Here is a 21,267-nt window from a genome sequence, read left to right as displayed (position 1 = left end):
GCCTACAGATGCGTCGGCTCGAACATCCGCAGCAGGGCCGGGAGCACGACCACGGACGGTCCGGGCTCGGCCAGGGCCTTGCCCAGGTCCGCGGCGAGCGACTCCGGAGTCGTACGGACGGCGGGCACGCCGAAGGACTCGGCCAGCGCGACGAAGTCCGGGCGGGACAGCTCGGTGCCCGTGGCCTCGCCGAAGGCGCCCGTCATGTACTCGCGCAGGATGCCGTAGCCCCCGTCGTCCACGATCAGCCACGTCAGCGGCAGGTCGTACTGGCGCGCGGTGGCCAGCTCCGCGATGGAGTACATCGCCCCGCCGTCGCCGGAGACCGCGAGCACCGGGGTGGTCGGGTCGGCGGAGGCGGCGCCGATGGCCGCCGGGAAGCCGTAGCCGAGGCCACCCGCACCCTGGGCGGAGTGCATGGTGTTGGGGCGCCGCGCGTCGAACGCGGACCAGGCCCAGTAGGCCAGGATCGTCATGTCCCAGAAGCTGGGTGACGCGTCCGGCAGCGCCTGGCGTACGGCGTCGAGGACCTGCTGCTCCAGGGTGAGCTCCTGGGCGTCGATCCGGACCCGTACCTTCTCCAGCACCGTACGTACGCGCTCCGCCGCCCCCGCGTCCTCGCGCCGCTCCACGGTCTCCAGCAGCTCGGCCAGCGCCTCGCGGGCGTCGGAGTGGATGCCGAGGGCGGGGTGGTTGGACTCCAGCTTTCCGGCGTCCGCCTCGATCTGGATCACCCGGCCGCGCGGGCGGAAGGTGTGGTAGTTCGAGGAGAGCTCGCCGAGCCCGGAGCCGACGACGAGCAGGACGTCCGCGTCCTCCAGGAAGTCGGTGGTGTGCCGGTCCTCCAGCCAGGAGCGGAGCGAGAGCGGGTGCTCCCAGGGGAAGGCGCCCTTGCCGCCGAAGGTGGTGACGACGGGGGCGTCGATCCGCTCCGCCAGCGCGCGCAGCTTGCCGGAGGCGTCGGAGCGTACGACTCCGCCGCCCGCGATGATCACGGGCCGCTCGGCGTTCGACAGCAGGTGGGCGGCGGCGATGGTCAGCTCGGGGCGCGGGTAGAGCTCGCGCGGGGTGGCGTCCATGGCGCTGACGACCGGGAGCGTGGTCTCGGCCAGCAGCACGTCCTGCGGGATCTCCACCCAGACCGGCCCGTGGGGGGCGGTCAGCGCGGACTCCCAGGCGGCGGCGATCGCGGACGGGATCTGCGAGGCGGCCCGCACGGTGTGCACGGACTTCACGATGTCGCGGACGGAGGCCTGCTGGTCGCGCAGCTCGTGCAGATACCCGTGGCGCCCGCCGTCGAGCCCCGCCGTCGGGATCTGGCTGGAGATCGCGAGGACGGGCGCGGAGGCGGCGGCCGCCTCCTGGAGCGCGGCGAGCGAGGTCAATGCGCCGGGCCCGGTGGAGAGGAGGAGCGGCGCCACCTCACCCGTGATCCGGCCGTACGCGTCGGCGGCGAACCCGGCGTTGTTCTCGACGCGGAGTCCGACGTACCGGAGGGAGGACCGGCGCAGCGCGTCGAACATGCCGAGCGCGTGCTGGCCGGGCAGCCCGAAGACGGTGGTCGCGCCGAGCCCCTGGAGGGACTCGACGACGAGGTCACCGCCGTTGCGGCCGGGCGGCGGGGTCAGGACGGCGGCGGCCTGGGCTGCGGTGAGCTGCGGCCGGTCGTCGTGGTCGTGGCTCACTTGGCTTCCCCGGTGTCCTTGGCGTCCCTCTGGGCGGCGATCTGACGGGACATGATCGTTGTCAGCTCGTACGCGGTGTGGGAGGCGGCCACGGAGGTGATCTCGGCGTGGTCGTACGCGGGCGCCACCTCGACCAGGTCGGCGGAGACCAGGTGGCAGGAGGAGAGCCCGCGCAGGATCTCCAGCAGCTCGCGCGAGGTGAGCCCGCCGGCCTCGGGGGTGCCGGTGCCGGGGGCGTGCGCCGGGTCCAGGACGTCGATGTCGATGGAGATGTAGAGCGGGCGGTCCCCGATGCGCTGGCGCAGCTGGTCGGCGATCTCGTCGACGCCGCGCCGCATGACGTCGGCGGAGGTGACGATGCCGAAGCCCATCTTCTCGTCGTCGGTGAGGTCCTGCTTGCCGTAGAGGGGGCCGCGGGTGCCGACGTGGGAGAGGGCGGAGGTGTCGAGGATGCCTTCCTCGACAGCCCGGCGGAAGGGGGTGCCGTGGGTGTACTCGGCGCCGAAGTAGGTGTCCCAGGTGTCCAGGTGCGCGTCGAAGTGGAGCAGGGCGACGGGCCCGTGCTTCTTGGCGACGGAGCGCAGGAGGGGCAGGGCGATGGTGTGGTCGCCGCCGAGGGTCATCAGGCGGGCGCCGGTGTCCAGCAGGTCGTCGGCGGCCGCCTCGACGGTCTCCACGGCCTCGTTGATGTTGAACGGGTTCGCCGCGATGTCCCCGGCGTCCGCGACCTGGGCGAGGGCGAACGGGGATGCGTCCTGGGCCGGGTTGTAGGGGCGCAGCAGCCGGGAGGCCTCACGGATGGCGTTGCCGCCGAAGCGGGCGCCGGGGCGGTAGGAGACCCCGCTGTCGAAGGGGACGCCGACGACGGCGACGTCGGCCCGCCCGACCTCGTCGAGCCGGGGCAGCCGGGCGAACGTCGCGGGCCCGGCGTACCGCGGGACGCGGGAGGAGTCGACGGGGCCGCGCGGCGATTCGTTGCTGCTCATGGGGGTGCAGTGCCTTTCGTTTTCAGGATTCGTACGGGTTTCGTACGGTGTCAAGTGTGCGGGCAATCCAGCCCGTCCGGCCAAACCCAGCCCGTCCGGCGATTGAGGACATCTTTGAGCTCGGCCGATCTCAGCCGGTCCGGCGATTGACGACATCGGTGGTCTCGGCCGGATCCGGCGCGAGGGTTCCGTCCTCAAACGCCGGACGGGCTGGGTTGCCCGCCAGGCGCTCGCGCCAAGCGGCCAGCACGGCCGCATCCGTAGGCGGCGTGGCCAGCGACACCACCACGTACACGGCCAGCGACGACAGCAGCCCGTAGTAGATCGGCTGGTTGGCGAGGATCCCGTACACCGCCATCAGCCCGATCACCGCGACACCCCCCACGCACACCGCAGCCAGCGCCCCCGCCGCCGTCCCGCGCCGCCACAGCAGCCCGCCCAGGATCGGCACGAGCAGCCCGCCGACCAGCAGGTTGTACGCGACGGTCAACGCCTCGACCACATCGTTCAGCGCGATGGCGATCAGGATGACCGCGATCCCCATGATGAGGATGAACGCCCGGTTCCCCTTGACCTCGTCATGCGGCTCGCCACTCCCGCCGTCCCGCACCACGGCCCCCCGCAACCGCGACCAGATGTCGTTGTTGGCAACGGTCGCGCAGGCGATCAGCGCGCCCGACGAGGTCGACATCACGGCGGCCAGGGCCGCGGCGAGCACCAGCCCCCGCACCCCCATCGGCAGCTCGTCCTTCACGATCGTCGCGAACGCGGCATCCGCGCTCGCCAGGTTCGGGTACATCACCTTGGCCGCGGTCCCGATGACGGCTCCGGCGATGGCGTACACGAGGCAGTACGTCCCCGCCACCGTCCCGCCCCACCGCGCCGTGCTGTCGCTGCGCGCGGTGAACACGCGCTGCCAGATGTCCTGCCCGATGAGCATGCCGAAGGTGTAGATCAGGACGTACGTGAAGATCGTCTCGCCGCCGATGCCGAGCGGGTCGAAGTACTCGGTCGGCAGCTGCGCCTTCATCTCGCTGAAGCCGCCCGCCTTGACGACGGCGATGGGCAGCAGGAGCAGCAGCACGCCGATGGTCTTGACGACGAACTGGACCATGTCCGTCAACGTGATCGACCACATGCCGCCGAGCGTCGAGTACGCGACGACGATGGTGCCGCCGAGGACGATGGCGACGGTGCGGTTCACGTCGAAGAGGACGTCGAAGATGGTGGCGTACGCGATGGTCGAGGTGACGGCGAGCATCAGGGTGTACGCCCACATGACGACGCCGGAGATGATCCCGGCCCGTCCGCCGTAGCGCAGGTCGAGCATCTCGGAGACGGTGTAGACCTTCAGCCGGGCGATCCGCGCGGAGAAGAAGATGGAGAGCGCGAGGAGCCCGAGGCCGATGGTGAGAACCATCCAGGCCCCGGAGAGCCCGTATTTGTAGCCGAGCCCGACGCCGCCGATGGTGGACGCGCCGCCGAGGACGATGGCGGCCATGGTGCCGGAGTACATCCAGGGCCCGAGGCGGCGCCCGGCGACCAGGAACTCACTCTTGGACTTGGCGCGGCGCATGCCCCACCAGCCCATGGCGAGCATGCCGGCCAGGTAGACGACGATCACGGCGTAGTCGACAGCCATGGGCTTCCCTCCGTCTCGCGCAACAGGTGCAGTGCGGGTGGTGCGGTGGTGCAGGTGGTGCAGGTGCGAGGAAGACGGTAGGTGGCCGAAAGGCGGCGTTGAAGTGTACGTTTCCTCCACTCTCACCGCCGCGAATGGACGAACCCTCCATGCCGACACCGCCTGCGACCGCACCGCAGCCTCCCGCCCCGCCCATCCCGCTCACCGAACTCCTGGCCCGGGAGGACCTGGGCCTGCGCCGGATCGCGGGCCCGGCCGACGCCGACCTCCTCTGGGTGCACACGTCGGAGATGGCCGACCCCTACCCGTACCTCCTCGGCGGTGAGCTGCTGCTGAGCGCCGGGGTGCTGCTGACGGACCCGGACCACTATGTGGCGCGGCTGGTGGAGGCGGGCGCGGCGGCGCTGGGTTTCGGCGTCCGGCCGGTGTACGAGGCGGTCCCGGAGGCCCTCGTCGAGGCGTGCGACCGGTACGGGCTGCCGCTGCTGGAGGTGCCGCCGGAGACGCCGTTCACGACGATCGCGCGGGCGGTGTGGCGGCTGATGGCGGAGGCCCGCCACCGGGAGCTGCGCCGGGTGACCCGGGCCCAGCAGGCCCTGGCGACGGCGGCGGCCCGCCCCGACCCCGTACCGGCGGTCCTCCACCAGCTCGCCACGCAGCTGAGCGGCCGGGCGGTGCTGCTGACGGCGCGCGGCGAGGAGGTCCACGCGGCGGGCCGCCGCCCGCATCCGGAGGCGGCGGCAGCGCTGACGCGGCTGGCCCGTGTGGTGGCCCGCGAACGCCCCGGCTCCCCTGCCTCGGCTACGGACACCCACGGCGACACGCACCTGGCGGCGTACGCGCTGGGCGGCGGCGAGGGCCTCGTCCTCTCCCTGGCGACCCACCGCCGGGAGCCGGGCGACCACACGGTGGCCGGGATCGCGGTGGTCCTGCTCTCCCTCCTGGCCGCCCCCCACCAGGGCGCGGACGCGGCGGACCGCTCGGCGGCCCTGGTACGGCTGCTGCTCGGCGCGATGCCCGCCGAGGTGGCCCCGCTGCTGGGCCCCGACGGCCCCTGGACGGTGATCCACGCCCGCCGCAGCGACGGCACGGCGCCGGACGCCCTGACGGCGGGGGCGCTGGGGGCGTCGCTGGGCTCGGCGCTGGTGGACGTGGGCCGGGAGGACGACGACGAGACGGTACGAGTCCTGCTCCCGGCGACCGCGAGCGAGGCGCCCCCGCACCCCGGCTGGACCCTGGGCGTCTCCGCCCCCACCCCCCTCGCGGCCCTGGCCGCCGCCGACACCCAGGCGGCCCGCGCCCTGGCCCACGCAGAGGCCACCCGCACCCCGCTCAAGGTGGACGCCCCGGTCACCGGCCTGGCCGCCCTGATCCCCCCCGACCAGGCGGCCGTCCACGCCCGCACCCTCCTCGCCCCGCTCACCCCGCCCCTGGCCGACACCCTGCGCTGCTGGCTCTCCCTGCACGGCAGCTGGGACCGCACGGCGGTGGCCCTGTCCGTGCACCGCAACACCGTCCGCCAACGCATCGGCAGGTGCGCGGAGTTGCTGGACGTGGACCTGAACGACATGGACGTACGGACGGAGTTGTGGTTCGCGCTGCGGCGGGAATAGCGGCCCGGCGCGGAGAAGGGGCCCTGAGGTGTACGGCCCGCCCGGCCATGCCTTATGTTGCAGTGGCAAAGGGGGATCGCATGGCAAGGGATTACGACAGCCAGCTGCTGGAGTCCGTGGGGGTACGCCGGCGCCGGATGCGGGACGCCCTGCTGTTCGGCGTGGAGCGCGCACGGCGGACGGCGGACGAGCGGCTCGGCAAGGTTTTCGCGGGGATCGCGATCACGGCCGTGCTGTGTGCGGGGTGCGTGGGGTGGTCCTTCCTCCAGCACACCCTGGACAAGCAGAAGGCCGAGCAGCAGAAGCAACAGCAGCGGCAGGCTCAGCAGTACGAGCAGCCGCCGCATTAGTGGTGAGCACCGCTCCGCATTCCCTATCGAGGAGAAGATAGGAAAGAGCGCACAGTTCCTTATTGGTCAATTGGCCCGAAAGCTCGGAAAATCACGATGATAGGTTTCCGTAAGTGGTGAGCACAGCAATGACGTCCCGCTCGGAACTGAGCCGGGTGACCCTGGTCGGCGAGCGGCGCCGGGCCGACATCGTGCTGCCGTCCGACACACCTATAGGCCAACTACTCCCGGACATCCTGCAGTTGCTGGACGACCGGGCAGCCTCGCGGCCACTGACCAGGCAGTTGCTCACCTCCGACGGCTCGGCCCTTCCGCACGACAGCACCCTGGCCTCGGCCGGCATCAGCGACGGTGCCGTACTCCGGCTCGTCAGGATCCACGCCGCTCCGCCCGCCCCGGTGGTGCACGACGTCACCGACCAGGTGGCCGACACCCTCGATCTGCAGGCCTGGCGCTGGCGTCCGGCCGCGCGCAGGGTCGCCGCGGGGGCGTCGACCGTGGCGTTCTCGGTGGTCGCCGCGCTGCTGGCCCGGCGCGAATTCCCGCTGGACACCCTGGCCGGGGCGCTGGCCGCCGTCACCGCCGTCCTCCTCGTGGGGGGCGCGCTCTGCGCCCGGATCGGGGCGGGCAACCGCGGGCTGGCGACCGCGCTGCTGTTCGTCTCGGGTGGCCTCGGCGTTCTCACGGCGTGGACCGCCGCCGACGCCTACGACTGGTCGGGCCCGGCCCGGCTGGCGGCGGTGGCGGCAGCGGTGATCCTGGCCCTGTTGCTGCTCGGGTTCTTCTCCCCGCTGGGCCGTGGCGGCCTCATCGGAGCCGGGGCCACGGCCGCCGTCACCGCGGTGTGGGAGGCCGTCGCCGCGGTGGAGTCGGACCCGGCCCGGCTGGGCGCCGTGATGGCGGTGTTCTCCGTGGTGCTGCTGGGCATGCTGCCCCGGCTCGCGCTGATGGCGTCGGGGCTCACCGCGCTCGACGACCGGCGGTCGGGCGGGGTGTCGGTCAGCCGCCACGACGTATCCAACGCACTGGCCGCCACCCATCGCGGTCTCGCCCTCGCGACGGTGGTCACCGCGGTCTCGGCGACGGCGGCGGGCTGGCTGCTCACCCTGTCCGCGCGGCCGACCGTGTGGACGGTGCTGCTGCCCTCGGTGGTCGCGGTGGTCCTTCTGTCGAGGGCCCGCGCGTTCCCGCTGGTGGCCGAGGTGGTGGCCCTGTTCGCGGCTGCTGCGGTCCTCGTCGTGCGGCTCGTCATGCTGTGGATGGAGCAGGCGTCCGGGGGCTCGGGTCCCGTGCTCCTGCTCGCAGTGGCGGCGCTGCTGCCTCTGCTGGCCCTGTCGGTGGAGCCTCCCGAGCATGTACGGGTGCGGCTGCGGCGCACCGCCGATCTGGTCGAGTCCATCGGCATGGTGGGGCTGTTCCCGCTCGCGATCGGTGTGTTCGGCATGTACGGCCAGTTGCTCAACAAGTTCTGACATGGGTGCGCGCGAGCTCCGGTCGGGGCATCGCGGCGGAGGAGAAGGGCAGACATGCCGAACGGGGACAACTGGCAGGGCGATGTGCTGCGTGATCTGAGGGGCGCGTCCGGGGCGCCCGCGGCGGGCACCGGCGGGCCGCCGGCTTCCGTACCGCCCGCTCCACCCAGCGCGGCGCAGGCCTCCGGAACGGAACGCATACCCGCGCCGACGCAGCCGCCCTCCCCCGCACCGACCCCCGCGCCCGCGCCTGCGCCCCAGCAGGCACCTGCACTCCAGCAGGCACCCACGCCCCAGCAGACACCCGCGCCGCCTCGCCCCCGCCGGCCCTCCGCCCCCGATTCGCGAGCCGTGGTGGACAGCGTGCTGAGCGGCACGGCCCGCCGCCCGCAGCGGGGTGAGCCGGTCGCCGTACGGGTCACCCGGGCGGTGCGCCGGATCGTTTCCTCCTCGGCGGCGCGCGAGGTCGCCGAGCTCACCCGTACCGCCGAGGCGCTCCAGCAACCGGTCACGACCGGGCGGCAGATCGCCGTCACCTCCATCCGGGGCGGCGCGGGCAAGACGACGGTGGCGGCCCTGCTCGGCACGGCGTACGCGCACTACCGCCAGGACCCGGTCCTCCTGGTCGAGGCCGATCCGGCGCTCGGCTCCCTCCCGCTGCGGCTGGGCGCCGAGACGCTGCGCTGGACCACGGCCGACCTGGCGGACATCGTGGAGCCGCAGATGTCGCTGCTCGACGTCACCGGCTACCTGGTCCAGCTCCCCGAGAACGCGTGGCTGCTGCCGGGGAGCCAGGGGCAGATCGGGGCGATGCTGGACACGTCGGCGTACGAACGGGTCATGGTGGCGCTGCGCCGCTACTTCGGGGTGACGGTCGTGGACTGCGAGACGCTGCCCGCCGAGGTCGCCCGGGTCGCGCTCTCCGCCTCCCAGGCCCGGGTGCTGGCCGCCCCGGCGACCCTGGACGGCGTCACGAGCACGTACGCCGTGCTGCAGTGGATGCAGGGACTCCCCCGCCACATGATCGACGGCACCGTCGTCGTGCTCTCCAGCACGGTCGCCCGCCCCGGGATCGACGTCGAGGCGGCCGCCGAAAAGCTCCGGTCCACCGGCGCGGGCGTCCATGTCCTGCCGTACGACCGGCACTTGGCCGCCGGTGGTGTGCTGCGTACCGAACTGCTCGGACGACCGACGCGCCTGGCCGCCACCCGGCTCGCCGCCGAGGTCTTCCAGCTCTCCCAGAAGCGCCGGTGACCCCGATGCCGTCCTCCCTGAACCACGAGCCGACCGCGAACGCCGGACGAAGCCGATGAGCACCCGACTGATCCACCGCCCCGCCCGGACCACCCGCCCACCGGCGGCGCCCGCGCCCCGCACCATCGAGGCCCCGCCGAACCTCCCCGAGGGAAAGGCGGGCAACATCGCGATGTCGCTGCTGCCGGTCGCCGGGGTCATGTCGTCCGTCGTGATGATGACCGTCGTCCGCAACAGCCAGTTCGCCGCGCTGGGCGCGATCATCCTCGTGGTCACCGTCATCGGTTCCGTCGCGCTGCTCTTCTCGCAGCGGGGCAAGGCCCAGCGCACCCGGCGTACGCAGCGCGAGGCCTATCTCGCCTATGTGGAGGACCTGCGCGAGGAGTTGTCGGCCGAGGAGCGCGAGCGACGCGAGCGGGCGGACGTGCTGAACCCGCCGCCGTACGCCCTGTACGACATCGTGCGCGACCCGGCCCGCCTCTGGGAGCGGCGGCGGGTCGACGACGACTTCCTGCGGGTGCGGGTCGGCACCGGCGAGATGCCCGTACGGGATCTGCAGATAGCCGAGCCGGGGTCGTCGGTGCTCACGCCGCCGGACCTGTTCATGCTCAACGAGGCCTCGGCGCTGGTGAAGCGGTTCCGCAACGGCACCGAACTGCCGCTCACCGTCCCGCTGGACCGGATCGGCAACGTCAGCGTGATCGGGCCCCGCGAGGACTGCCTGCGGGTGGCCCGCGCGCTGCTCGTCCAGACCGCCGCGCTGCACGCCCCCGACGACGTGGCCATCGCCCTCGCCGCGCCCGGTGACCGGATGGCCGACTGGGAGTGGGCCAAGTGGCTGCCGCATCTGCTCGACACCGAGCAGTTCGACGGCCCGGTCGCCGCCCGCCGCGTGGCCCCCTCCGCCCCTCAGCTCGCCCGGCAGCTCGGCCCGGAGCTGCGCCGCCGCGCGTCGTACGCGGCCGAGGTCCGCCGCGGTCTGGCCGGGCGGGACGCGCTGTCCATGAACTCCCGGCTGCTGGTCGTCACCGACGGGCACGGGGAGGACGCCGTGGACCTGCCGCGCCCGGACGACGCCGTCGGCCTGAGCGAGATGGGCGTCACCGTGCTGCACCTGCTGGAGCAGCGGGTGCAGGAGCCGGGGCAGGTCAGCGTACGGATCACCGTCGACGGCACCGACGTGGCCATCGAGGACCTCAGAGCCCCGGAACCGCTGGAGGCGCACGGCACGGTGGACGAGGCGGGGATCCCGTTCGCCGAGGGGCTGGCCCGGATGCTCGCGCCGCTGCGCCTGTCCGCGGAGTCCCTGGCCGACGCCCCGCTCTCCGGGCCGGTGGAGTTCGCGGCGATGCTCGGCATCGACGACGTGGCCCGCCTCGATCTGGACCGGCTGTGGGCGCCGCGCGGTGAACGTGCCTTCCTGCGCGTCCCGATCGGCATCAGCGACTCCCACGAGCCGGTGCTCCTGGACCTCAAGGAGTCCTCGGAGCTGGGGATGGGCCCGCACGGTCTCTGCGTCGGCGCGACCGGTTCCGGGAAGTCGGAGCTGCTGCGCACCCTGGTTCTCGCTCTGGTGGCCACGCATCCGCCGGAGGACCTGGCGCTGGTGCTGGTCGACTACAAGGGCGGGGCGACGTTCGCGCCGTTCGCGGAGCTGCCGCACGTGGCAGGGGTCATCACCAACCTGGAGAACCAGGCGGGACTCGTCGAACGCGTCCACTCCTCCCTGGCCGGTGAGGTCAAGCGACGCCAGCAGGCGCTCAAGGACGCGGGGAACGTCGCCGACATCGGGGACTACGCGGCCCTGCGCGCCGAGAAGCGGCCGGACCTCGACCCGTTGCCGCACCTGTTCGTGGTGATCGACGAGTTCGGTGAACTGCTCACCGCCAAGCCCGACTTCATCGACCTGTTCCTCTCCATCGGCCGCATCGGCCGGTCCATCGGCGTCCACCTCCTGCTCTCCAGCCAGCGCATCGAGGGCGGCAAGCTCAAGGGCCTGGACACCTACCTCTCGTACCGGCTCGGGCTGCGGACCTTCTCCGCCGACGAGTCCCGTACGGTCCTGGACACCACGGACGCGTTCCACCTGCCGCCGCTGCCCGGCTTCGGCTATCTGAAGGTCGACACGAGCCACTACGCCCGCTTCAAGGCCGGTTACGTGTCAGGGGGTTACCGCGGCCCCGTCCGCCGCGCCGACGAGGAGGAGACCGGCCCGCTCGCGCTCCCGTACGAGGCGTTCAACACCCTGGCCGGGCCGGACGAGGGGCCGCAGACCGCGGAACCGGCCTCGCGCCGCCGCGAGACGGGTCCGACGGAACTCGGCGTGATGGTCGACCAGTTGACCGGTGTCGCACCGCCCGTACGGAGCATCTGGCTGCCCCCGCTGCCGACCGCCACCGCCCTGGACACCGTCGCGGGACCGCTGGACATCGGCCCGCGCGGCATGCGGCTCGCCGGGGCCGGACCGGCGGGCAGGCCCCTGCGCGTCCCGGTCGGGCTGCTCGACGACCCGGCCAGGCAGTGGCAGGGCCAGTGGTTCCTGGACCTCACGGTGGCGGGCGGCCACGCGGCCGTGATCGGCGGACCGCAGTCCGGCAAGACGACGCTCCTGCGCTCCCTGGTCCTCTCCCTCGCCCTGACCCACACGCCGCGCGAGGTCGGCGTCTACGGTCTCGACCTCGTCGGCGGCGGCCTCCAGGCGCTCTCCGGACTCCCGCACGTCGGCGGCATCGCCGGCCGCGCCGACCGGGAACGGGCGGCGCGCACCGTCGAGGAGGTCCGCACCATGCTCGCGGTGCGCGAGGACCTCTTCCGCGAGCACGGCATCGACTCGGTCGAGCAGCTGCGCACCCTGCACGCGGCCGGTCGGCTGCCCGAGCTCGCCTCGGCCGAGATCCTGCTCGTCATCGACGGATTCGGCGCGCTGCGCGACGACTTCGACGAGCTGGACGACGCGATCGCCGACATCCTCAAGCGCGGCGGCGGTTACGGCATCCACGTCGTCGCGGCCATGCTGCGCTGGAACGACGTACGGATCGCCACCCAGTCGAACTTCGGCACCCGCGTCGAGCTCCGGCTGAACGACCCCAGCGAGTCCAGCATCGACCGCAAGCTCGCCGAGACCCTGTCGCCCGACGAGCCCGGCCGCGTCCTCACCGACGGCAAGCTCTTCGCCCAGGTGGCACTCCCCCGCACCGACGGGGTCGCCGACACGGCGGACCTCGGGGCGGTCCTGGAGCGTACGGCCCGCTCGGTGCGGGCCACCTGGAGCGGCGAAGTGGCGCAGCCCGTGCGGGTGTTGCCGCACATCCTGGAGCCGCACTCACTGCCGGGACCGGCGGCCGAGCCCACCCGCGTACCGATCGGGCTCGACCAGTCGGCGCTCGCGCCCGTGCTGCTCGACCTGTTCCAGCACGACCAGCACCTCCTGGTGCTGGGAGACAGCGAGTGCGGCAAGACGAACCTGCTGCGGACGGTGGCGCACGGCCTCATCGACCGTTACGGCGAGGACGAGTTGGTGTTCGCGGTGATGGATCCGCGGCGCTCGCTGCGCGGCGCGGTGCCGGAGGAGTTCAACGGGGGCTACGCCTACAACCCCAAGCTGTGCACGGGCCTTTCGATGGGCATCGCCACCGAACTGGAGAAGCGGCTGCCCGACGAGAACGCCCGCCTGGAGGACCTGGAGCCCGGCAACTGGGGCAAGGGCCCGCGGATCGTCGTGCTCGTCGACGACTACGACGTCCTCACGACCGCCGGACAGTCCCCGCTGGCCGCGTTCCTCCCGTACATCCCGTCGGCGGTCGACATCGGCCTCCACTTCGTCCTGACGCGCCGGGTCGCCGGCGCTTCGCGCGGCATGTACGAGCCGCTGGTGCAGGGCCTGCGGGAATCCGGGGCATCGGCGCTGCTGATGGCGGGCGACCGCAGCGAGGGGCAGCTGTTCCCCGGCGTGTACGCCTCCCAACAGGCTCCGGGCCGTGGCGTGTTCATCCGCAGAGGCCAGCTGAACCGCCTGATCCAGACGGTGTACGCGCCGAGATGACGTACACCGCCGCCGGGTCCATGACCGCCTCCGTAACCGCCCCCCGCCGCCGAACGACGAAGGACCGGACGACCACCCCATGACCAAGGACGTCATCGCCCTCACCTCCAAGATGCCCGACCCGTGGGCCGTACTGGCGGGCCTGCTCTCCGGCGGCCCGGACAAGCTGGTGGGCACGCGCGGGGAGGGCGCGGTGATCCAGCTCTGCGACCCCGAGGGCCGGCCGCTCGTCTCCGTGGAGGCGCCGCTGCTGGTCTCCGTCGAGGGCGAGGCCGAGCGGCTGCTCGGGGCCACGGCGCCCCCGGTCCCGTACTGGTGGACGGAAGCACGCGCCACCACGGGTGTCGCGGAGGCGGAACAGCTCGCGGGCACCTTCGCGACCCGGCTCACCTCGCTGCTGGGCGGATCCGCCTGGCCCCCGGACGCGGCCGGCTCACTCGCCGTGGTGAAGACCGACGGTGTGAGCGTCGCACCGGAACCGGCCGCCGCGCAGCCCGCGATCGACGTCCTCACCGAGCGGGTCGCGGTCGTCATCCAGGACCGCCCGGTGGTGGCGATGACGGCGTGGCTCTCCGACGCCTTCCGGGCGGCGGCCGAGGCGGGCCTCGGGCTCCAGATCGTCAGCCCGGCGGGTACCACGCTCTCCCCCGCCGTACGGGACGCCCTGGGCGGCTGGCCGTCCCGCTGGATCGTGCAGGACGAGCGGGACGGCTACTACGACGGGCTGACGGGTGCCGTACTGCGCTGGCAGGACGGCATGTTCGCCCCGGTCGCCTCCCCCGACGCGACGGAGGACGACCCGCGCACCCCGGTAGCGGCCACCTTCCAGGAGGTCCGGGACACAGGTGAGCGCCAACTGGCCCTGACCTTCCGCATGGTGCACCCGGCGGACGACCGGCTGGTGCTGGGCGGCGGGCTGGAGACGGTGTGGCGGGAGCTGACGGGCGCACCGCCGGCCGGCTGGGGCACATCGGAACCGGCCACCTTGCCGTGGTCGCCCCGGCGGCTGACGGACGTGGCGCACGAGCGGGCACCGGAACCGACCTGGTTCGTCGTGGTCGGCAACCGGGACCGGCCGGCCATCGCCACCGTACGGATCACGCGTACGGAGGCGGGGGTGGAGGAGCACGTCACGCTCGCGCTCGGCTACGACAGCTCCGAGGAGCCGCCCCTCGACGCCCTGCCCGCCGCCGCCGAGGCGCTCGCCACCCGCCACCACCTGCAGTCGATGCTCGTACAACTTCGCAAAGCACGGCGCGATGTGGCCGTGCCGCCGCGCTTCGAGGGCCCCGGGGTCCCGCTGGCCTTCGTGCTGGGCGCGGAGGAGGTCCGCGCGATGCCGGGAGACCGGGCCCGCCGCACACCGCTGGCCGAACAGCCGGTGACACTCGGCCCGAGAACCCGGCCCGCGCTGTACTACCCGCTGCCGGGCGACCCTTCGGACCTGTCGGGCTGGCAGGACTTCGAACAGCTGATGCGCCATTTGAAGGGGGCCTAGAAGGGGGCTTGGGAGGGGGCCTAGGGGGTGCCCTCTCGATGCCCGATGTCATGGGTTGGTCACAAGGCCAATCTGTCCGATTGCAGATTGCAGTCGTGACGCAAGAGTTGATAGACATGAATCCGAACACTCATGCGTTCGTTCGAGGTGCTGGGGGAAGACGATGAAGTTCGACATGGGGGCCTCGGTCCTTTCGACGCTGATCTCGCATTCGCAGGGTGCGAGTACGGACCTGGGGACGCTGATCCGCCAGCTCATCGCGGCGGCCGAGCCGCTGGAGGGCAAGTTCAACGGAGCGGGGAAGGTCGCCTTCGACGACTTCAAGAACCGCTCCGACGAGATCACCGCCGCACTCAACGCCTCGCTGTCCGGGATCCTGGGCGGCCAGTCCGGGATGGACGCGGCGTTCGGTTCGGGCGACCAGGAGCAGGGCGAGAACGCGAAGACGCAGATGGCGTCGGCCAATTTCGACGCGGCACGTTTCGGCGGCCGCTGAGCCTGCCGGACCACAAGGTTCTCAAGTAATTCGGGGTTTTCGGTTTCACCACGGGGAGTGATGGTTGATGGCGGGCAGCACGGACCGGCGTTCGTACGACACGGGCGCCTCGACAGAGGTCCAGGGCAACATCCAGCTGGTGATCGCCCAGCTGGAGCAGGTGATCAGGGCGCGGGACACGCAGGTGAAGGCGGCGATGAACGACTTCGCGGCCGACGGCGTGGCGGATGAGTACCACGGCAAGGAACTGCGGTGGAACGCGACCTCGCAGGAGGTCAAGAACATCATCCAGCTGCTGCGTACGACGCTGGAGAAGAACGACGGCACCGCTTCGCAGACACTGGCGCGCGCGAAGGCCGCGGTCGACGGCATCGGCTGACGCGGCAGCCGGCGTGAGCCGGTGATGGGTTGTCGTAGATCTGTTCAAGGTGGCACGGGGGTGGGTCGTCGGTGACGGCGTGGGATATCAAGCCGCAGGGTGTGCAGGGGCAGTTGAAGGTCGTCGGTACGCATGCCGGTGATCTGGAGAAGGCTCTGAGCTCTTGGCTGACCAATGTGGCGGAGGCTGCGCAGGCGGCCGGAACGGCGATCCCCGGCGGCACGGAAGCCGGCCGGCCGGTGGGTCCGGTGGCTCCGGGCAGGCAGCTGGGCCCGGTGGCGGGAAGCATCGTCGCTCCGGCGGCGACGGGACCGGTTGCGGCGGCGCTGGGTGAATACGTACAGGCCCGCAAGCCGAAGCTGAAGTCGATGGCGGAGCGGATCCAGGCCGCGGTGCTGGGGGCTGCCACGGCGACGAACGAGTATGTGGAGGGCGACCTCGACACGGCCAAGCAGGCGCAGGACGCCGCCAAGTCCGTCCGCCTGGACCTGCTCAAGGAACTGGGGGGCCGCAAGTGAGCGAGAACGACCCGGTGGACCCGTACGGCATACCGGTCTTCACCGGTGACCTGACGGTGCTCGACCAGAAGGTGACCTCCCTGGCCAAGGACGGCGAGAAGATCGCGACGGCTGCCGGTGACGTCCACGGCAGCTTCGGCGGTCTGCGGGCCTTCTACCAGGCCCCCGAGGCGGACCAGTTGTTCGCGACGACGAAACCGGTCACGAACACCGCGCAGGGCCTGAAGTCGGACGTCGCGGTCATCACCGGCGCCCTGGGCACCTACGCGGACGACGCGCAGCCGCTGGTGGCGAAGCTGAAGCGGCTGCGGGAGGAGGCCTCCACGTTCCTGGACAAGGCCAACGCCGACGACAAGTGGCGCGAGGACGGCGACCTGGTCGAGGAGAACAACCGTCGGCACCGCGAGATCTCCGAGACCTGGGCGGCGTTCCAGGCGGTCGAGCGCGCCTGTCACAACAAGATCATCTCCTTGGTGCCGGGCGGCACGCAGCTCAAGGTGGACGACGGCTCCGGCGGCAAGGGGATGTACGGCTACGACGCCGAAGCCCTCAAGCACGCGAAGGGCCTGCCCTGGGGCGACCCGGTGAAGGAGTCGACGCGCTGGTTCCAGGTGTGGGAGCACGCGTGGGACTTCGGCAAGGGCGTCGTCGTCGACGGTGTCTGGGGCACGATCAAGGGCCTGGGCACCCTGGTCGGCACCGACGGCTGGGAGTCCATGAAGCAGGCCTGGACGGGCCTGGCCAAGCTGACCACGGGCGTCATCATCTCCACCACCCCGCTGGCAGCCGCGTTCTGGCTGACGCCCGAGGACAAGCTCCCCTCGTGGCTGCGGGACTCGCGCACCGCGATGAAGGAGACCGGCAAGGCGCTGCTGGCCTGGGACCAGTGGAGCGAGAACCCCGCACGCGCGGCGGGCGCGGTCACCTTCAACGTGGTGACCACCGTCTTCACCGGCGGCACCGGCGGCGCTGTCGCGGGCGGCGGCAAGGCGGCCCTCGCGGCGAAGGCCCTCTCCTTCGCCGGCAAGGCGGGCCGGGCCATCGACCCGATGACGTACCTCTTCAAGGGGGCGGGCGCGGGCCTGACGAAGATCAGCGATGTGATGGCCGGCCTCAAGGGCATGGGCAACATCGAGATCCCCACCCTTCCGCCAGGCTCGATCACGCTCCCGGACGGCGGGTTCAAGCTGGCCGACGGCACTCTGCACCTGCCCGAGGGCGCGGCGGTCCCGGACGGCGCGTTCGAGGTCCCGAAGGGCGCGGTCAAACTTCCCGACGGCATGGACATCCCCGCCGGAGCGGTCGACCTCGGCGACGGCGTGGTCCGCCTCCCCGAAGGAATGACCCCGCCCGCGGGCTCCCTGCCGATCCCGGAGGGCGCCCTCAAACTCCCGGAGGGCACCACCGCCCTTCCCGAAGGCACCGTCCGAGGCACCGACAAGGACGGCAACATCGTCCACCTCGACCGCGAGGGCAACATCCTCAAGGAGGACGGCACCCTCAAGCAACACCACTCCGCCGCCCCCGACGGCAACCCGGCCGACGGCGCCCCCATCAGGACCGACGCGGACACCCCGCTGCCCCGCACCCCCGCCGAGGAATCGGCCCTGGTCGGTGCGGGCGCCCGCACCGGCGGCGGCGACAGCATCCGCCTGGGCTCGGACTTCGGCGACACGGGACGGCTCGGCGACGACGCGGCCCGTACGGGCGACAACGTGACGGCCCCCGACAGGACACCGGGCGGCACCGCGAACAACCTTCCGGGCGGCTCGGCCCCGGACAACTTGCCGACCAACAGCCTGGACAACGGCACCCCGCGCGGCGGCCCGGGCGACCATCTTCCGGCGAACCATCTCGACGGAGGCGGCCCCACGGGCACAGGAAGCCGCGACCTACCCGGCGGATCAGCCGCCGACAGCGGGATACCCAGTGGTGGCGCCGACAGTGGCGGTGTTCCCGGCCCCCGGAACCCTGACAGTGCCGGCCTCGGCGGGGTCGACGATGCGGCCCGTGGCAGCGACGGCACTTCTACGCCGCCGGGCGCGGCACACCAGCCCGTACCGCGCCCCACCTTCATGCTTGACGGCCCCAACCCGTACGGGAGGCCCGGTTCCCTGACCCTGGAGCAGATCGAGGACATCCAGGTGTACAGGGCGAACGAGGAGCCGGGCTACTTCGAGCGTTACTACCGAAGTGACGGGACTCGCAAGCGAGTCGAGGTCCATGACGAGAGCGGATTCACTCCCCCACAGCTCGCTCAACTATCGAAGGACGCTCCCTGGGGCCGCGCCAAGGATGCGCCCGCACCTCCCAAACCTCACTTCCTCGACTCGAACTACATTTCGGTGGGGGCGGATACCGTAAAGAGCCAAGCCAGGCTCAAGATTCTTGACACAGCTGCACAGAAGCGCTATTTCGCTATTCAGTGGGACAATCTCGTAGCAAAATGGAAGGGTGAGACAGGGCTCGCTCACGAAGCGTTGGGCACGCCCCAATCGGCTGCGCAATGGGCTGAAGCTCGGGGAACCTACAAGGAATCTCACACCCACATGGGGAAAGCCGCCGAAGAATTCGGCGAGAAGGCGGCAGAGCATCACTTCATCGCAGAACGATACCCAGACTTCGAGAAGCAGTCGCTCCTCGGCCCGAAGAGCGGCAATGATCAGTTCGACCAAGTCTGGAAACACGATGATGGCCGAGTTGTCGTCATCGAAGCGAAAAGCAGCGTCGATACAGAGCTGGGCAGGCGAAAGCTCCCCAACGGTAGGCAGGTCTCCCAAGGCAGCAGAGAGTACTTCCTGGACATCATCGCAGAGATGAAAAAGCGCGGTGAACGCGATACCGTTCGCGATCTGCAAAAAGCCCTCAAGGCCGGAAAACTGGACTACGTCGTCGTCAAGGGCGAAAAGAATGCTGGAACGTATACTGGCTACCAGTACCGGCGGTTCGACATCAGCAAGGGGACTCTTCCGTGACCACGACTATCGCCCGCCATGATCTGTCGGCAGGCCCCGATGCCGAACGCCTCGCGGACGGTCTTGACGAAGACCTGATCGAGGAAATCGATGACCTTGAGACGACTGCGGTGCTCATCGACTCGGCCTTCAGCTCCGCCCGTCTGTCCTTGAGTGCCAGGTGCGTGGCAGACCCGCGAGCCTCGGCGATCGAGACGTGGGAGTCCACAGTCAATGCCCTCCAGCTCGGTTCGGCACTGTTCGCGGTGACAGGTGTGCAGGACGGCTCGGTCGAATGCCGGATCAACCGAAAGTTGCGGACCATCCCGGCGACCGGACCGATGTCCACTGCTGACGCCGGCACGTGGCTCTCCGCCTTCTGGCTGGCCGTCATCTGCCGTGACCAGGAACGAATGACGCAGCTCAGCGAAATCCCCCTGGAGCGGCTGCGCTCACCGGAGGGCTCCTACGACGAGTACATCTACCACTGGGTGGACACCCTCCAGAGCTGGTGGCTACGGCGCCCGGACCTCGCGGACAAGCTCATCGCCACCATCGAAGCCTCCGACCCCAACGTGGCACGCATCGCACCACAAGACCTCCTCCAGGCCGTGCTCTACCCGCCGATCAACCTCTTCTACCACTACATCCGCAACGACCGGGACGGGTTCGCCCCCGCCCTCGCGGACGCCCTGAAACTCCACAAGACGTACTGGACCCTCAACCAGGACCGCGCCAAGGACATCGACGGCAGCATCGCCCTGGGCCCCCTCGCCATCGCCTGCCTCGCCTACGACGCCGAATTCCCCCTCGACATCGAATCCGACTACCTCCCCAAGCACCTGCTCCAGCGCACCTGGATCGGCGAATTCCCCACCTGACCCCGCCCGCAGACAGGTTGACCCGACTACCCCCGCCCCTCCGGCCGTTCGCGCAGGACTGCTCCGGAAGCAAGATCAGCGATCATGTCAGCGCGGCTCACGGCTCCGGACTCCGAACCCGACAGCTCCGGAGCCACGAAACCGGTGACCAACGCATACGGCAGGTAGTCGGTGTCGACCGCCGGCAGCCAGCCCTCACGGCGACAGGCAAGAGCAGCCAAGGCAAGCGGAAGGAGTGGCAGCAGCGAGCCGGGCTGCCCAACTCCCTGCGAGGTCTCCCGGTGCTGGAGCAGCAGCGTCGTCAAGGTCTCCTCGAAGCGTGCCCGGTCACCGGCGGCCAGGGCACGTACGGCAAGGAGCGCGGTGAAGTCTCCACGGACCGGCCGGCTCTGCCCGGTTTCGTCAGCTGAGGCGTGGACACGAGCCAAAGCGGCATCAACCGCGGCGAGCTTCTGTTCGGTCGAGGGCGGATAGTCCGCATCGTCATCCCCCATGTCACCGAGAACATAAGCCATCAGACCGTTGATGAGCTCCGCGGTGGGACAGCCCGTCCGGTCAGCCTGCGGTGACTGCCGAGCGAAGTTCAAGGCTTCGCGGTGCCGTTCAGCAGTTCCGGCGAGGACCATCAGGCAGAAGGCACCGAGCCATTCGTCCGCACCGATGCGCGCCGGCTCACCGGACGCCCCGGCTTCGTAACTCATTCCGAAGTTCACGTAGTTCAGAAAAACATTGAAGGACTCATACGGGTAGTAGGCGGCGTACGACACGGCACCCGCGGCGGCCTCGGCCGCGTTGTCCAGGACGAACTTCGCTTCCGGAGTTTCCAGTCCTGGATATTCCACCGACAACGCACCCAGGTACCTGAGGAATTCCTCGGACAGCTCCCACCATTCGCGGTTCGTCATCCGATCTGCCCTGGACATGGTCCGCACCCGCGCACCGATGTGGCGCGGAAAGTCCGCACGGGCCTCAAATACCGCAGCCTCCCCAACCCTGTGGCGCTCCACTCGCACGATGCCGCTCCCACTTTCGTGTACCCGCATTCACATCACCTCGGACCACTCATCGTCCCACTTCTTGGTACAGGGGAGCCGTCTCTTCCCGTAGAGGGCCATGACCGTGGCGCCCTGCTCGGCCTCACCTCGTCCGGGGCGTTCGGACCGACAGCGATCGTCGCCCGGTTCGGCAGGATCTCGTCGTTCCCGCCAGATGTGCCGCGCCGTGCCTGCACCGTTTCAGGGCAGACAGGCACTCGATCGCCACACGTCAGGCACGAGGGACGCCGTCGCCGGAACGGCTGACCAAGACCTGGCCGACCACTCATCTCAGTCCGTACGACATCGGGCACAATGAAATCGACCGTGCACCGATCATCGAGATCCGGAGTGGCCGCGTTCTCTCACGGCCGGCTGGGCGAGGACGTAGCAAGGAGGGACCGGCGGCCCGCTCCCCCGGTGAGCAGAAAATAGCGCGCCCCCTCCGCCGAGTCTGGGGTAC

The 21,267-nt window shown here is 70.9% G+C and carries 15 protein-coding genes; 11 read left to right on the top strand and 4 right to left on the bottom strand.

Annotated features, from left to right (window positions below):
• Positions 1-2: 2 nt before the first annotated feature.
• The 3 genes from R2B67_RS24265 to R2B67_RS24255 form a co-directional block, all read right to left on the bottom strand.
• Positions 3-1,685, bottom strand: a complete 1,683-nt coding sequence (locus tag R2B67_RS24265; RefSeq protein ID WP_317821018.1) for a thiamine pyrophosphate-binding protein — start codon at positions 1,683-1,685, stop codon at positions 3-5.
• Complete coding sequence (speB, locus tag R2B67_RS24260) at positions 1,682-2,671, bottom strand: agmatinase (protein WP_317821016.1); 990 nt, start codon at positions 2,669-2,671, stop codon at positions 1,682-1,684. The genes R2B67_RS24265 and speB overlap by 4 nt, the downstream gene beginning before the upstream one ends.
• A gap of 130 nt (positions 2,672-2,801) precedes the next feature.
• Positions 2,802-4,313 carry a sodium:solute symporter family protein gene (locus R2B67_RS24255; RefSeq protein WP_317821014.1) on the bottom strand — a complete coding sequence of 504 codons (1,512 nt, stop codon included), beginning with the start codon at positions 4,311-4,313 and terminating at the stop codon, positions 2,802-2,804.
• 149 nt (positions 4,314-4,462) lie between these two features.
• On the opposite strand from R2B67_RS24255, the gene R2B67_RS24250 reads away from it, so the two are divergent.
• The 11 genes from R2B67_RS24250 to R2B67_RS24200 all read left to right on the top strand — a co-directional run bounded on the left by R2B67_RS24250 (position 4,463) and on the right by R2B67_RS24200 (position 19,770).
• On the top strand, positions 4,463-5,926 hold the full coding sequence (locus R2B67_RS24250) for a PucR family transcriptional regulator (protein WP_381074230.1): 1,464 nt from the start codon (positions 4,463-4,465) through the stop codon (positions 5,924-5,926).
• Between the two features lie 80 nt (positions 5,927-6,006).
• Positions 6,007-6,276, top strand: a complete 270-nt coding sequence (locus R2B67_RS24245; RefSeq protein ID WP_018511286.1) for a hypothetical protein — start codon at positions 6,007-6,009, stop codon at positions 6,274-6,276.
• Positions 6,277-6,404: 128 nt separating this feature from the next.
• Positions 6,405-7,748, top strand: a complete 1,344-nt coding sequence (gene eccD, locus R2B67_RS24240; RefSeq protein ID WP_317824949.1) for a type VII secretion integral membrane protein EccD — start codon at positions 6,405-6,407, stop codon at positions 7,746-7,748.
• Between the two features lie 54 nt (positions 7,749-7,802).
• Positions 7,803-9,002, top strand: a complete 1,200-nt coding sequence (locus R2B67_RS24235) for a MinD/ParA family ATP-binding protein (protein ID WP_317821010.1) — start codon at positions 7,803-7,805, stop codon at positions 9,000-9,002.
• A gap of 55 nt (positions 9,003-9,057) precedes the next feature.
• Positions 9,058-13,044: a type VII secretion protein EccCa gene (gene eccCa, locus R2B67_RS24230; RefSeq protein ID WP_317821008.1), complete on the top strand. Its 3,987-nt coding sequence runs from the start codon at positions 9,058-9,060 to the stop codon at positions 13,042-13,044.
• Positions 13,045-13,123: 79 nt separating this feature from the next.
• Entirely contained in the window at positions 13,124-14,542 is a 1,419-nt protein-coding gene (locus R2B67_RS24225) for a DUF6177 family protein (RefSeq protein WP_317821007.1), read from the top strand.
• Positions 14,543-14,705: 163 nt separating this feature from the next.
• Positions 14,706-15,038 (top strand): hypothetical protein, encoded by a 333-nt coding sequence (locus tag R2B67_RS24220; protein ID WP_093688477.1) that lies wholly within the window; start codon positions 14,706-14,708, stop codon positions 15,036-15,038.
• Between the two features lie 67 nt (positions 15,039-15,105).
• A complete protein-coding gene (locus R2B67_RS24215; RefSeq protein WP_317821005.1) occupies positions 15,106-15,417 on the top strand; it encodes a pore-forming ESAT-6 family protein in 312 nt (103 codons plus the stop codon).
• A gap of 71 nt (positions 15,418-15,488) precedes the next feature.
• Positions 15,489-15,935 (top strand): DUF6507 family protein, encoded by a 447-nt coding sequence (locus R2B67_RS24210; protein WP_317821003.1) that lies wholly within the window; start codon positions 15,489-15,491, stop codon positions 15,933-15,935.
• Positions 15,932-18,910 (top strand): hypothetical protein, encoded by a 2,979-nt coding sequence (locus R2B67_RS24205; protein ID WP_317821001.1) that lies wholly within the window; start codon positions 15,932-15,934, stop codon positions 18,908-18,910. Before R2B67_RS24210 ends, R2B67_RS24205 begins: the two co-directional genes overlap by 4 nt.
• Positions 18,907-19,770 carry an immunity 49 family protein gene (locus R2B67_RS24200; protein WP_317820999.1) on the top strand — a complete coding sequence of 288 codons (864 nt, stop codon included), beginning with the start codon at positions 18,907-18,909 and terminating at the stop codon, positions 19,768-19,770. The genes R2B67_RS24205 and R2B67_RS24200 overlap by 4 nt, the downstream gene beginning before the upstream one ends.
• 26 nt (positions 19,771-19,796) lie before the next feature.
• Here the strand turns inward: R2B67_RS24200 and R2B67_RS24195 are convergent, their stop codons facing one another.
• A complete protein-coding gene (locus tag R2B67_RS24195) occupies positions 19,797-20,675 on the bottom strand; it encodes an Imm49 family immunity protein (protein WP_317820998.1) in 879 nt (292 codons plus the stop codon).
• Between the last annotated feature and the right edge of the window lie 592 nt (positions 20,676-21,267).

Origin of the sequence: Streptomyces cyaneofuscatus (assembly GCF_033109485.1) — a bacterium.
GTDB lineage: Bacteria > Actinomycetota > Actinomycetes > Streptomycetales > Streptomycetaceae > Streptomyces > Streptomyces cyaneofuscatus.
Note: the sequence above shows the minus strand (reverse complement) of the source record. Positions and strands in the feature narration are given on the sequence as shown.

Bases quoted from the DNA above. Each gene is read 5' to 3' on its own strand.
- speB (WP_317821016.1), bottom strand. From the start codon at position 2,671: ATGAGCAGCAACGAATCGCCGCGCGGCCCCGTCGACTCCTCCCGCGTC.
- R2B67_RS24255 (WP_317821014.1), bottom strand. From the start codon at position 4,313: ATGGCTGTCGACTACGCCGTGATCGTCGTCTACCTGGCCGGCATGCTC.
- R2B67_RS24250 (WP_381074230.1), top strand. From the start codon at position 4,463: ATGCCGACACCGCCTGCGACCGCACCGCAGCCTCCCGCCCCGCCCATC.
- R2B67_RS24245 (WP_018511286.1), top strand. From the start codon at position 6,007: ATGGCAAGGGATTACGACAGCCAGCTGCTGGAGTCCGTGGGGGTACGC.
- eccD (WP_317824949.1), top strand. From the start codon at position 6,405: ATGACGTCCCGCTCGGAACTGAGCCGGGTGACCCTGGTCGGCGAGCGG.
- R2B67_RS24235 (WP_317821010.1), top strand. From the start codon at position 7,803: ATGCCGAACGGGGACAACTGGCAGGGCGATGTGCTGCGTGATCTGAGG.
- eccCa (WP_317821008.1), top strand. From the start codon at position 9,058: ATGAGCACCCGACTGATCCACCGCCCCGCCCGGACCACCCGCCCACCG.
- R2B67_RS24225 (WP_317821007.1), top strand. From the start codon at position 13,124: ATGACCAAGGACGTCATCGCCCTCACCTCCAAGATGCCCGACCCGTGG.
- R2B67_RS24220 (WP_093688477.1), top strand. From the start codon at position 14,706: ATGAAGTTCGACATGGGGGCCTCGGTCCTTTCGACGCTGATCTCGCAT.
- R2B67_RS24215 (WP_317821005.1), top strand. From the start codon at position 15,106: ATGGCGGGCAGCACGGACCGGCGTTCGTACGACACGGGCGCCTCGACA.
- R2B67_RS24195 (WP_317820998.1), bottom strand. From the start codon at position 20,675: ATGACGAACCGCGAATGGTGGGAGCTGTCCGAGGAATTCCTCAGGTAC.